This window comes from Ekhidna sp., assembly GCF_965221965.1.
Classification (GTDB): domain Bacteria; phylum Bacteroidota; class Bacteroidia; order Cytophagales; family Cyclobacteriaceae; genus Ekhidna.
Map to the genome: position 1 here is coordinate 3012504 of NZ_OZ244926.1, position 12267 is coordinate 3024770.

Here is a 12267-nt window from a genome sequence, read left to right on the forward strand (position 1 = left end):
TACATGCACAATGGTTAGTCTCTGCTTAGAATTCGAACGCCCAGCATAAACTGTAGATAGTTTAAATCTCCGGCAATATTATAGGCTACACCCAAATTCATTCTTCCAATGAAAACCCCTGCTCTCGGTGCAAAGCCAAACTCTGAATCACTTGTTCCCTCTACTGTTCCACCCCCTGCGACAGAAACATCTCCCGACTTAACAAAGTACATTCCCAATCCTAAACCAGCATAAGGAGTAACATTATTAGAAGAAAATCTGTAATGTCCAGTTGCCAAAACCGGTGTGATTCCGGCTGCAGAAACATCACCGCCACCTCCAGCTAAATCCCCTCCGGCAAATGCACCGAATCCAATATGCAATCCAAGATCAATATTCTCCGTCATGGCATATCGTGGCTCTAAATAAACCCCAGCCCCTAAATCATAAGAGTCGGCAAAATCCCCCTGCGGTAAATTAAAACTTGGCCCTAATTCAATGTGAAACTGTGCATTTGCCGTGTAAGCAAACAGGGCAATCGCGCAAATACTTAAGATTAACTTTTTCATAATAGTATTAGTTAGTGATTTTTGTATTGTAAGGTATAGATATACTAAAAGAAAGTAAATACCATAAACATGGTATTTTCATAAATAATTAATTATCAATGATTTACGAGTTTAATAACCTTAAACCGGTCATTCATCCCACTGCATTTATCCACCCACTAGCTGCGGTTACGGGAGATGTTATTATCGGCAAAGACGTATATGTTGGCCCGGGAGCCGCCATCCGTGGTGATTGGGGCAGGATCATCATTGAAGACGGTTGCAATGTGCAGGAAAACTGTACCATTCATATGTTTCCGGGGATTACTATCACCTTAAAAGAAAGTGCACATATCGGACATGGGGCCATTGTTCATGGGGCTAACATCGGCAAAAACGTGCTGGTCGGTATGAATGCAGTCATCATGGACAACTCTGAAATTGGTGATGAATCAATTGTAGGAGCTCTGGCATTTATCAAAGCTGACTCCAAATTTGAACCACGCAGTTTGATCGTTGGCAATCCTGCTAAGAAAATGAAAGAGGTTAGTGATGACATGATCGCCTGGAAGACAGAGGGAACCAAACTCTACCAGCAACTACCTAAAGAATGTTATGAGACACTAAAGGGATGCGAACCTCTAAGAGAAGTGGAGCCAAACCGTCCTACTGCATCAGCGGCATATAAAACCTGGAACGAAACAAAGAAATAGATCATTTCAACCACATGGCAGATCAGAACATGCACATTGCAGTATCCGGCAATATCGGCGCGGGAAAAACGACACTTACGGAGATGCTTGCAAAACATTACGGCTGGCAGGCAGAGTTTGAGTCTGTAGAGGATAACCCCTACCTACAGGACTTTTACAGCGATATGCACAAATGGTCTTTTCATTTACAGGTCTATTTTTTGAACAGCCGATTTGAGCAGCTCAGCAAATTGAGAGCAAGTGACAAAACAATTATTCAGGACCGAACTATTTATGAGGATGCCTACATCTTTGCGGAAAGTCTTTACAAACAGGGGTTTTTCAAAGAGCGAGATTACCGAAACTACCGTGCTTTATTTGATTCAATGGTAGAATTTGTGAAACCACCCGACTTACTTATTTACCTCAAGTCAGACATTAGTAAACTCGTGAAAAACATTGAAACGCGAGGGCGGGATTATGAAAATCTCATTCGAATAGATTATCTGAAAGGGTTAAATCAGCACTACGAAGATTGGATAGCAGACTATAATGCGGGGAGGTTATTAGTCATTGATGTCACTGAAATTGATTTTGTGAAAAACACAGAAGACTTTTCGGATATCGTATTCAAAATAGACACAGAACTTCATGGGCTTTTTAGTTAAGTCTGCTTCTTATATCTGCTTAACTTTACATCTGAACTTAGAACGAAACAACATATGTCAATACCCAAGATAAAACACTACATCGCAGGAAAATGGATTGAAGGAGGCGGAGATGGAGAGGTGCTTCATCATGCCATCACCGGGGAGCCGGTAGCAGCCCATACCATTGAAGGCATTGATTTTAAGGATGCATACGATCATGCGAGAAATGTTGGGAATCAGGCACTGCGTAAAATGACCTTTCAGGAAAGGGGCCTAATGCTCAAGGCACTTGCTTTCCACTTGCTAGATAAAAAGGAGAAGTTTTATGAGGTCAGCAAAGCAACCGGGGCAACCCGTGTGGATAGCTGGATCGATATTGAAGGTGGGATTGGCAATGTGTTTTCCAATGCTTCTTTAAGGAGGCAATTTCCTGACCTCCCTTACCATGTAGATGGAGAAACAATCGGCTTATCAAAGGAAGGAACCTTCGTAGGTCATCATATTATGGTGCCGAAAGATGGTGTTGCAGTGCATATCAACGCATTCAACTTTCCGATCTGGGGGATGCTGGAAAAAGCCGCGGTAAACTGGTTGGCCGGAATGCCCTGCATCGTGAAGCCTGCAGAACAAACCTGCTACCTCACCGAAGCAATGGTCAAAGAAATTATTGATTCTAAAATTCTACCAGAAGGAGTATTGCAACTTGTTGCCGGCTATGGGAATGGGATCCTGGATCATATAGACTCGCAGGATGTGGTCACTTTCACCGGATCGTTTGAAACGGGTAAAAAACTAAAAACGCTCCCACAGATAGTAGAAAACTCCGTTCCATTCAACCTGGAAGCCGATTCACTGAACTGTGCCGTACTTGGAGAAGATGCTGTTCCCGGAACACCAGAGTTTGACCTTTTCATCAAAGAAGTTCGAAAAGAGATAACGGTAAAATGTGGTCAGAAATGTACCGCGGTAAGAAGAATCATTGTACCTGAAAAGCTGGTGGAAGATGTGCAGATTGCACTGGGGAAAGCATTTGAAAAAACAACCATCGGCGATCCGGATGTGGAAGGAGTGCGAATGGGTGCCCTGGCTGGCAGAGAGCAACTTGAGGAAGTAACGAAGCGTGTCGCTGAATTAGCAAAAACCTCAGAGCTAGTGTATGGTTCATTAGATAATGTCGGTGAAGCAATGGGTGCCGATTGGAAAAAAGGAGCCTTCATGTCTCCGATGCTCTTCGTTAATCAAAATCCACTAAATACCGAAGAAGTACACAACATTGAAGCATTTGGTCCGGTGAGTACCATCCTGCCTTATAAAACCATGGATGAGGCCATCGCTATTTCCAAAAAAGGTAAAGGATCACTTTGTTCTTCCATCACCACGGCAGATGATAAACTTGCCCGTGAATATGTGGTTGGAGCTGCGACACATCATGGACGAATTTTGGTACTAAATGAAAAATGTGCCAAAGAAAACACAGGTCATGGATCACCCCTACCCATGCTCGTTCACGGTGGACCTGGACGTGCCGGAGGTGGCGAAGAAATGGGTGGAAAAAGAGGTGTACTGCACTACCTGCAGCGTACCGCCATCCAAGGATCACCAACGACGCTTACAGAAATCACTCAGCAGTACCAATATGGTGGAGAATATAAAGACACTGAAACACATCCATTCTCTAAACACTTTGAAGATTTAGAGGTAGGTGATACGGTAATAACGGCAAAGCGCACGATCACTGAAGGAGACATTGTCACGTTTGCCAACGTGAGCTGGGATCACTTCTATGCTCACACCGATGTGACTTCCCTGGAAGGAACAACCTTTGAAGGACGAGTGGCCCATGGATACTTCATTCTATCAGCAGCAGCAGGATTATTCGTTCAGGCTAAGAAAGGTCCGGTTCTTCTTAACTACGGTTTGGAGGAATGTCGATTTACCAAGCCAGTATATCCGGGTATGACCATCGGTGTTCGGTGCACAGTAAAACAAAAGGTAGATCAGGAAAAGAAAGATGATATCGCGAAAGGAATCGTGAAATTCCTGGTGGACGTCTATGACGAAACCGGGGAGACAGTAGCTATTGCTACAATTTTAACGATGATTAAAAAGCGGGATCAGGGTGATAGCTAAATCAACTTCTCTCCTACCATTCCAATCAAAAAACCAACGCTAGCACCAAGAGAAGTGACATATGAAGTCTTTAGTTTGCTCTCCGGGATAATATCCTGGATGAGCAAATAAAGGATGCCGCCACTAGCAAAGCACATCAGCCGGGCAGTGGTTTCAGGATAGTCACTCAAAACCAAATAGCCGATTAGAGCACCTACTATTCCTGCGAAGCTTAAGAAAAAGAAAATAATCAAAGAGCGACGAGTTGAGAAGCCGCTTTGAACTAAATCCCTGAACGCATTAAAAGCTTCTGGCAAATTCTGCAATCCAATAAATACGGCTAACAAATAAGCCACATTGGTCTCTGAAGCAAATACAGCACCCAGCGCAATGGATTCGGGCACAAAATCCATCATCATTGCGAGTAAAGTAGCTGTGCTTCCTCCTCTTTTCCCAAGGTATCTGTCCAGATAAAAGAACAAAACTGCGCCCAGTAGAAAATAAAAAATCAGTGAACCTAAGCCCAGTCTTTCCATAGATGTGGGAATCAGTACCAGGGCCAATGCAGACAGCATAACCCCCGCACCAAACGACATAAGCGAATGACTAATTTCATATTTGATCGGGCTTTCATCTAAATGATGATCGAAGACATTTGCTAGAATTCCGCCTGCAATGACCGTTACACCAGCCAATCCTGAAAAAATGAGAAGATTGATCATTCAACCAATTTAATTAGAGTGCACTTTGAATAAAAACACTTCAGTCACCCAATCATACGCTCCATAAACTCATCACGCTTTTTAGGGGAGATGCTGACTGTGGAGTCATCGTTCATCAAAATGTAGCCTCCTTCTGACTTCACAAATTTCTTCACTTCCCGGAGATTGATTAGGTAGCTATTGTGTACACGCATGAAATGAGCAGGGGGTAAAAGGTCTTCATATTCCTTCAGGTGCTTGCTCACCATAATGCAGCTTCCATCTTTAAATTTGAAGTCTGTGTATGAGCCATTTGCCTTACAAAACAGGATATCACTTTCCTTCACAAATTCCATCCCATCAGCTGTTGAAAGACAAATGTTTTTATCTCCATCCTTATGAGAAAGTTGGCTCAACAACACATCCATCTGCTGCTTGTAATTGTTTTCGCCCTTCTTGTGATGACACTTTTTTACGGCTTCCTGCAAGTCATCAATTGAAATAGGCTTTAGCAAATAATCCAAACTGCTGAGTTTGATGGCCTGAATGGCATATTGCTCATAGGCGGTGGTAAAAATGGTTTCAAAATCAACATCACCTACCCCCTGAAGTACTTCAAACCCGGTTCCCGGCTGAAGTTCAATATCCAAAAAGACCACATCAGGCTTCACATTTTTTATCGCTTCAATTCCTTTTGTAACGGAATCTGCCTCGCCTTCCACAGTCACTCCTTCACAGTATTCGCTTAGCAAATTCTTCAAGGTTTCCCTACTGTGTTTTTCATCTTCTACAATTACTGCTCGTAACATAGTTATTCGTTTTTTGGTATGGCTACAGTGACGCGTGTACCGGCCGGCCGGCCATTATCTTTTAAGTCCTCAATAATCACCATCTGGTAGTTGGTTTTTTCCAAAGCCTGAATGCGCTGTTCAGTGACCGACATTCCGCGGGAAATATGTTCTTCATTTGAACCTGATTCATTTCTTCCTACTCCATTATCCTGAATAACGCATTTAATATACTCTTTGGAGTCCTCAAAAGCGATAAGCAAGTGCTTTTTACCACCCTTTGGAATCAATCCGTGAATAATGGCATTTTCAATGTATGGCTGTACCAGAAGAATTGGTATTTCATGAGAATAGGTATCTAATGACTCATCAACCTTAAATTCATAGGTAAAAGTCTCATCAAATCGAAGAGCTTCCAGTTCCACATAAATTTTCAACAGCTTGATTTCATCCTCAAGTATCACATTGAGATCGATTGAACTTTCTAATACCTGACGCAATAGCTTTGAAAATTTTGTCAGATAAGTAAGAGCTGCAGTTTTATCATTGGTGGTGATGAAGTGCTGTATGGAATTAAGTGAATTAAAAATGAAATGTGGGTTCATTTGAGCTCGCAGCATCTTTTTCTCCAGCTCTGCATTCATTTCCTGAATTTGTGCTTTTTGGTCAATGATTAACTGATTTTTTTGTTTCAGCAAACTATTGGAGCGCTGCTTACGCTGATAACCATAGACCAACAATGCCACAGAAAAAATTGAGAGCAAGGCAATTATTCCCAGAAGAATTTTGCGTCGATTTTCCAGTTCTATGCGTTCATTGAGCAGCTCCAGTTCCAGATCTTGCTTAGCGATTTCCTGATTCTTGGTGAAAATGTTATGTTGAAGCTCCATGTTTTTAATCTCCCGCATCTTAGATTCATTAAATAGGCTGTCTCTATAGATAATCGCTTTTTGTAAGTGAGATATCGCCTTTTCAAATTCTCCTTTCTGTTCATGTATCTGAAATGCAAGTTCATGTACCTCTTTTTTCCATTGATACTGTCCATATCCCTTTAGTTTTCCTAACGCACGTTGATAGAATCGCTCAGCCTCCACCAACTTCCCTTGCTTAAACATCAATTCAGACTTATTTCTCAGAACTGTCATTTCCTCTTTCTTCAGCTCTAATTCTCGGGCTGTACTCAGCGCCTGATCAAAATATCGTTCAGCCTCTACCCAGTTTTTAAGTTGCATATAGCATAATCCAATATTTGAATACGAGGTGGTAAGTCCAATCCGATCTGAAGAGTCCATTGAGTTTTTGAAAAGCAGCAACGCAGATTCATAGTTCCCATCGGAATATTCCATCACAGCAATATTGGCTTCAATGTTTCTTTTCAAATCATCCAATCCCGGACCAGTATGCACCTCAATAGCTTTTTCATAAGCTTTAAGTGCATTTTCCTTTTCATCCATTAAATCATAGAGAATCCCCAGGTTGCTGTAGAGCGAAGACATATTCACGGTAAGGTCCAATGAATCTGCCAACTTAATATTCTTCATATAGTAAGCCTTGCTTGCCGGATAATCTCCAAGTCGCTTATAGATAATCCCACGGGCATTGTTGGAAAAAACGACATTTTCATAATCTCCAATCTTTGTGGCTGACTCTTCGCATTCACTTAAAGCCGCAAGTGCTTCAGCATAATCGCCCGTCATCCCGTAGGTAAGTGCTCGAGCATAAAGGCCTCTGGAAATACCTAACCCAAATTCAATTTCTTTTGCTTTAGCTACACTTTGATTGATAAAAAGAAGTGACGTGTCTTTGTTGACTCTTCTGTATGCCATACCCAACCTACGGTATGTATTGACTTGATTGGAGTCTGGAGGTGTATTGTCAATAACCTTCCGCAAACTATCAATTTCCCGTGTTTGCCCCATTGAGGTAAATACAAAAACCAGCAACAGTAAAAAACTGCAGTACCTAAAAATCATCATTGGGGAATTGTGATAGTTAATTTACTCCGCTTTTTCTGTTCGGTTATCTCCACCGAGGAAACCGAGTATTTAATTGATTGACCTTTCAGCTCATTGAAATAATCAACCTGATCTTTCCACGATACCATATTCTTTCTAAATCCTGTAGACGATCTTTGTTCATCTTTATATTCATATTCAAAGCTCAGTAGTAGCGCGTCATCTTTGGATTCTGCCTTCACCTCCACCTTCAGTTGACCGTTCTCAGATAAATGATGTTCAATTATTTCATCCGTGGCAGCAATCAATAAAAGCGGAGGAATGCTGTCTTCTTTCGAAGAATTGAGATTTGTTTTTGAAACATGATAAGAGAACCCCTTGTCATATCTGAGCTTTTGGAGCATCAGATAATTACTCACAGCATCCAATTCCTGACTGACATTTATCAGATCATTTTCAAAATTCCCCAAATAATATCGTATGATTTTGCTGAATAGCGTGAGATAATCAAGTGCCAATTTCCTGTTATCCTCTGTGAGAAAGTACTGAATGGAATTCAGTGTATTAAAAACAAAATGAGGATTCAGGTGTGATTTCAACACCTTCGTTTGAAGCTGTGCCAACTGCAGTTTCACCCTGTGTGTCTCCTCCAGTTGTGCTTTTCTGGATCTTTCGGCATCCAGCTGAGCTAATTTGATTGCACATATTTTTGAAATGACCGTGAGAAAGTGCAGATGATCTTCGGTAAAAAAATAACGCTCAGAGTGTTCACAATCAATCACTCCGATCACTTGATTATCAATCATAATAGGAACACATATTTCTGACAATCGCTGGGCATCATCCACGATATACCTTGAATCTTTGGAAGTATCGTGTATAATCATCGCCTCTCCGGTTTTTGCAACACTGCCTGTAATACCCTCACCCAGAGGGATGGTAATCGGCGATAGAATTCTCTCTCCATCCGGGTTCTTTGGTCCGTGAGCTGCTCTCTGCTTTAAATTTTTTCGTTTCTCATCTACAAAGTAGATCACACAATCCTCAAAGTCTAATGCTGAAATGCAGTCTTTTACTAAGCTCCAAATCACTTCCTCTTCTGTTTTCTTTCCCAGAATGGATAGGGAGAAAGAAGTGAGGATATCTTCTATTGATACCAGTTTATTTTTTACTTCAGAGGAGCTCATTGCATGGTTAATTTAAATAGAAAGGAGTGGATGATCACTCACCCACTCCGGTACATAGCTGGCTTATTTTTCTACCAACACTAGTATGAAAGGAGAACCTTCAGGGTCATGTGAACTTACAATCAGCATTTTACTGCCGTTGCTCTCAAGCATTGCTGCAACGAAGTTGGTTCCTAACCCATTCGAATCGAATGTTAAATCCCCATCTAATAATCCTTCAGTTATGCCATCTACTCTCATCGTCACACCTTCAGGATCCAAGGATCCGGTATAGATATCTGTGATCATATGTCCATCACCCAGGATAGCATCCCCGGTATCCTCAAAAGTGAATTTTATCGGCACGGTCTTTTCATCATTATTGTGAGGCAGATAGGCCAGCCCGATCATCTCAGCTCCTACCAGGTCATTGAAGTCATATGATGCAGACTTTTGGAAAGCTAAAACACCACCATTGCCTTGGCCTCTGTCGAGCATCATTACACCTGCAGAAGTAAACTGACCTACCACCTCAGTTTCATTATCATTACTTGAAATCACTACCGTGCCACTTTCACTACAAACAGCAGTAGGGAGCCCGGTGATTGCTGAGTTGATCGTGCAGGCACCTTCATTAGCACAATCCAGGGAGTATTTGTTTCCCGATATTCCGAAGTTTCCTCCACCATTATCAACAATGGTTACTTCTCCATAAGCCTCTTCAGTTGCAGGATCATATAGCTCACCGTTACCCGGTGCAGTCAAGATATAATTGTATTCTCCTACAACATCTCCACAGTCACCGGCAGCAACAGTTGCGATTAAGTCGCCCTTAATGCTTCCTTCTGGCTTTACCATCATCGCAACATCCGGCAATTGCATTGCATAGAAATAAGCAGATCCATCAGCAGGAATTTCCTCATGTGACGGATTTACGCTATTAATCGTACACTTCAGATATCCACTTGCTAGTGTTTCATAGGTGCCTTCAATAGTTATGTCATCAGTCACATCATCAAATGTGCCATAATCCCAAACTGTAGTGAAGGTGTTTTCGTCGTGATTAAGTGTCCAGTCCCACACATCACCGGGACTTTGAGTTCCTTTGTAAACGCTAATATTAGCATCTCCTTCAACCATAGTGGTCGAATCATCATCGCTACATCCAATCATTCCAAATAGAAGGGCAAGCGTAGTAAGTTTTAAAATTGTCTTTTTCATGGTCGAAATAAAAATTGTTTTGATGCAATACTGCCTGAAGCAGGACACTCCAAGGCCAGTCAATTGATGGATGGTGCTTTTGAGTTGATGGATATTAATTGTGAATCAATTCTCCAAAATTGATGAAATACAAAAGCGGTTATTGACTGATACTTCTATTTTTGCGCCATGAGCAATTACGTGAACCTTAAGATAACAAACGGGATCGGTACCGTTGAATTCTTTACCGAGCAGAGCAACTCCCTACCCGGAGATATTCTGAAAAAGCTAGCTGAGACAATCACAGAAGCAGGAAAAAATCCGGATATCAAAGTAATCATCCTCAAAAGTGGTGGTAATCGCACGTTCTGTGCAGGAGCCAGCTTTGATGAGTTGATTGCGGTAGATAGTGCTGAAAGAGGGCATGAGTTTTTCATGGGCTTTGCAAATGTGATCAATGCAATGCGGGAATGTCCAAAGTTTATCATCGGTAGACTCCAGGGAAAAGCTGTGGGTGGCGGAATAGGATTGGCCGCATCCGTTGATTATTGTTTTGCCACCAAGCACTCAGCAATTAAATTGAGCGAGTTGGCTCTGGGCATAGGTCCGTTCGTAGTAGGCCCGGCTATCGAGCGTAAAGTAGGGCTTTCCGCTATGTCACAAATGGCATTAAATCCGGACGAGTTCTTTGATCCAAAATGGGCACACCAAAAAGGCCTTTTCGGAAAACTTTATGATGATGTAGAATCCCTGGATAAAGCAGTGAATCAATTAGCAGAAAAGCTGGCCGGCTACAATCCGGAGGCCATGGCTGAATTGAAAAAAGTATTCTGGAAAGGAACAGAGCACTGGGGCGAACTGCTTTCAGAAAGAGCAAAGACCAGTGGAAAACTGGTACTGTCTGACTTTACCCGAAACTTCATTCAAAAGTTTAAAGACAAATAATCAGTTAATCAACAGCATTTATAAAAGACCTGATTGTCTCAGCCAGAGCGATCAGGTCTGTTTGTTCAATAGGATGCTTGCTTTCCGCTATTGATTGGATTCTGCTATCAGGAAGCCAGTTAAGCACCTCTTCCGTTTCCTCATTTGAAACCATTTGATCCTGATCTGCCAAACAAAGCTGAACTGGAATGTTAATTTGACTCATGCGTTCTTTGGTAATTGGTGCCTCCTCACCCAATATTTTCATATAGCCAACTGTGCGTCGTAAAACCTCCTCCCAATAGCTCCCATGTCGCTTCTCTAAGGCACTGGCAAACGCTGGCACTTTTTCCCTGATCTTTTCAGGGTTTAAATGTCTGACCTCTTGCTCAGCAATTTGAGGGCTCCATTTCATTTTGGTCCCAAGGGTGGTAATGGATCTAATCTGACTATTTCCATTAGCTGCGGACAGCAAAGCAATAAAACCACCCATGCTGTATCCAAAAATGTGGACAGGTGCTCCAATCCGGCTGATCAATGCTGTCAGTTCCGAAATAAATTTTGAAGTACTAAAGGCATCCGACAAATGTGACCCACTTCCGTGTCCTTCAAGTTCCAGAATATGAACCTCAAACTCATCCTTCAATAGCTCTCTCAACGGGATCATCTGGTCTGCTGCACCAATCGCACCATGTATCAGAATCAATTGCTTCATGGATTAAATTTATATTTTTACCTAAAACCAAACCGATGTTTCTACGCAAGCTTTTTAATTCGAATAATAAGTTCACCTGGGTACTTATCGACTTATTGATTGTAATTATTGGGGTGTATTGTGCTTTTTTGATTCAGAGCTATGCTGAGCAGGATAAAACCAATAAAGAAAAAGATAAGATTTATACGGCACTGAAATACGAACTTGAATCTTTTAGATTTCTTGCTTCAGAAATTGCGTTAGGTATCAGCGGAACAGTTAAGGAGTGGGAAGATAAAATATCGAACGACACATATCATGATTTTTCCGGGGGAAGGTTTATAGCCCCACAATTTGATTACCAAATCGTGGAACACGCCATCAATACCAATGATAGTGACATCATTGACTTTGAATTATATGACGTATTGCAACAATTGCATGTAGGAATAAAAAAAGCGGAACACACAGAAAGATTGCTGACTGAAATTGCCCTGAGATACCGTCTGATACCTCCAACACTGGATTCCAATAGTAAAGAGGTAAAACTGATGAGCTATGAGAACTTCAATAACTTCAGGCGATATGTGATGTTTACCAAGGATCGGGGAAGCATCATGCAACGTATTATTGTCAGATCTCAAAATGCGCTTGCCATTTTAAATGATCGTATTGATCCAGCAAAAAGAAAAGAAATAGAACGCAATCTGATGAAACAGAAAATGCCTGAGTTTCCTGTTAAAGAAGTAGCGGTTGGAGTTGGAAAAAAGTATTTTCCTAACTGGAGTGAAGAAGAAATTTTAGAAATATATGATGAGGTACATGGTGTTAAAGAGAACAAAGCAGACTCACCTCAATAAA

Annotated in this window: 12 protein-coding genes; 5 read left to right on the forward strand and 7 right to left on the reverse strand. The window is 41.6% G+C overall.

The window, feature by feature from the left end; translation table 11 throughout:
* Positions 1 to 14: 14 nt before the first annotated feature.
* Positions 15 to 548, reverse strand: coding sequence for a hypothetical protein (locus tag ACOQON_RS14145; RefSeq protein ID WP_420576069.1), 534 nt, complete (start codon positions 546 to 548; stop codon positions 15 to 17).
* Between the two features lie 98 nt (positions 549 to 646).
* Here ACOQON_RS14145 and ACOQON_RS14150 point away from each other — a divergent pair, with 98 nt between their 5' ends.
* The 3 genes from ACOQON_RS14150 to paaZ are packed head-to-tail and all read left to right on the forward strand — an operon-like array spanning position 647 to position 3999.
* Positions 647 to 1240 (forward strand): transferase hexapeptide repeat family protein, encoded by a 594-nt coding sequence (locus tag ACOQON_RS14150; RefSeq protein WP_420576070.1) that lies wholly within the window; start codon positions 647 to 649, stop codon positions 1238 to 1240.
* A gap of 29 nt (positions 1241 to 1269) precedes the next feature.
* The gene (locus tag ACOQON_RS14155; RefSeq protein WP_420578694.1) at positions 1270 to 1887 is read left to right on the forward strand and encodes a deoxynucleoside kinase; all 618 of its coding nucleotides are present in this window, start codon (positions 1270 to 1272) and stop codon (positions 1885 to 1887) included.
* Between the two features lie 54 nt (positions 1888 to 1941).
* Positions 1942 to 3999: a phenylacetic acid degradation bifunctional protein PaaZ gene (gene paaZ, locus ACOQON_RS14160; RefSeq protein WP_420576071.1), complete on the forward strand. Its 2058-nt coding sequence runs from the start codon at positions 1942 to 1944 to the stop codon at positions 3997 to 3999.
* On the opposite strand, the gene ACOQON_RS14165 is transcribed toward paaZ, so the two are convergent.
* The 5 genes from ACOQON_RS14165 to ACOQON_RS14185 form a co-directional block, all read right to left on the reverse strand.
* Positions 3996 to 4700 carry a ZIP family metal transporter gene (locus ACOQON_RS14165; protein ID WP_420576072.1) on the reverse strand — a complete coding sequence of 235 codons (705 nt, stop codon included), beginning with the start codon at positions 4698 to 4700 and terminating at the stop codon, positions 3996 to 3998. The two genes, paaZ and ACOQON_RS14165, sit on opposite strands and share 4 nt — an antisense overlap.
* A 44-nt stretch (positions 4701 to 4744) precedes the next feature.
* Complete coding sequence (locus tag ACOQON_RS14170; RefSeq protein WP_420576073.1) at positions 4745 to 5488, reverse strand: LytR/AlgR family response regulator transcription factor; 744 nt, start codon at positions 5486 to 5488, stop codon at positions 4745 to 4747.
* A gap of 2 nt (positions 5489 to 5490) precedes the next feature.
* Positions 5491 to 7386, reverse strand: coding sequence for a tetratricopeptide repeat-containing sensor histidine kinase (locus ACOQON_RS14175; protein WP_420576074.1), 1896 nt, complete (start codon positions 7384 to 7386; stop codon positions 5491 to 5493).
* A gap of 53 nt (positions 7387 to 7439) precedes the next feature.
* Positions 7440 to 8609: a histidine kinase gene (locus ACOQON_RS14180; RefSeq protein ID WP_420576075.1), complete on the reverse strand. Its 1170-nt coding sequence runs from the start codon at positions 8607 to 8609 to the stop codon at positions 7440 to 7442.
* Between the two features lie 63 nt (positions 8610 to 8672).
* The gene (locus ACOQON_RS14185) at positions 8673 to 9809 is read right to left on the reverse strand and encodes a hypothetical protein (protein WP_420576076.1); all 1137 of its coding nucleotides are present in this window, start codon (positions 9807 to 9809) and stop codon (positions 8673 to 8675) included.
* Between the two features lie 168 nt (positions 9810 to 9977).
* Here ACOQON_RS14185 and ACOQON_RS14190 point away from each other — a divergent pair, with 168 nt between their 5' ends.
* On the forward strand, positions 9978 to 10733 hold the full coding sequence (locus tag ACOQON_RS14190; protein WP_420576077.1) for an enoyl-CoA hydratase/isomerase family protein: 756 nt from the start codon (positions 9978 to 9980) through the stop codon (positions 10731 to 10733).
* Between the two features lie 4 nt (positions 10734 to 10737).
* Here ACOQON_RS14190 and ACOQON_RS14195 read toward each other — a convergent pair whose 3' ends face one another.
* A complete protein-coding gene (locus tag ACOQON_RS14195; RefSeq protein ID WP_420576078.1) occupies positions 10738 to 11427 on the reverse strand; it encodes an alpha/beta fold hydrolase in 690 nt (229 codons plus the stop codon).
* Between the two features lie 35 nt (positions 11428 to 11462).
* Here ACOQON_RS14195 and ACOQON_RS14200 point away from each other — a divergent pair, with 35 nt between their 5' ends.
* A complete protein-coding gene (locus ACOQON_RS14200) occupies positions 11463 to 12266 on the forward strand; it encodes a hypothetical protein (protein ID WP_420576079.1) in 804 nt (267 codons plus the stop codon).
* Position 12267: the final 1 nt, after the last annotated feature.

Excerpts from the sequence above, each read along its gene's own strand:
- paaZ (WP_420576071.1), top strand. The coding sequence starts at position 1,942 with ATGTCAATACCCAAGATAAAACACTACATCGCAGGAAAATGGATTGAA.
- ACOQON_RS14180 (WP_420576075.1), bottom strand. The coding sequence starts at position 8,609 with ATGAGCTCCTCTGAAGTAAAAAATAAACTGGTATCAATAGAAGATATC.
- ACOQON_RS14190 (WP_420576077.1), top strand. The coding sequence starts at position 9,978 with ATGAGCAATTACGTGAACCTTAAGATAACAAACGGGATCGGTACCGTT.
- ACOQON_RS14150 (WP_420576070.1), top strand. The coding sequence starts at position 647 with ATGATTTACGAGTTTAATAACCTTAAACCGGTCATTCATCCCACTGCA.
- ACOQON_RS14170 (WP_420576073.1), bottom strand. The coding sequence starts at position 5,488 with ATGTTACGAGCAGTAATTGTAGAAGATGAAAAACACAGTAGGGAAACC.
- ACOQON_RS14165 (WP_420576072.1), bottom strand. The coding sequence starts at position 4,700 with ATGATCAATCTTCTCATTTTTTCAGGATTGGCTGGTGTAACGGTCATT.
- ACOQON_RS14175 (WP_420576074.1), bottom strand. The coding sequence starts at position 7,386 with ATGGGGCAAACACGGGAAATTGATAGTTTGCGGAAGGTTATTGACAAT.
- ACOQON_RS14200 (WP_420576079.1), top strand. The coding sequence starts at position 11,463 with ATGTTTCTACGCAAGCTTTTTAATTCGAATAATAAGTTCACCTGGGTA.
- ACOQON_RS14185 (WP_420576076.1), bottom strand. The coding sequence starts at position 9,809 with ATGAAAAAGACAATTTTAAAACTTACTACGCTTGCCCTTCTATTTGGA.
- ACOQON_RS14155 (WP_420578694.1), top strand. The coding sequence starts at position 1,270 with ATGCACATTGCAGTATCCGGCAATATCGGCGCGGGAAAAACGACACTT.
- ACOQON_RS14145 (WP_420576069.1), bottom strand. The coding sequence starts at position 548 with ATGAAAAAGTTAATCTTAAGTATTTGCGCGATTGCCCTGTTTGCTTAC.
- ACOQON_RS14195 (WP_420576078.1), bottom strand. The coding sequence starts at position 11,427 with ATGAAGCAATTGATTCTGATACATGGTGCGATTGGTGCAGCAGACCAG.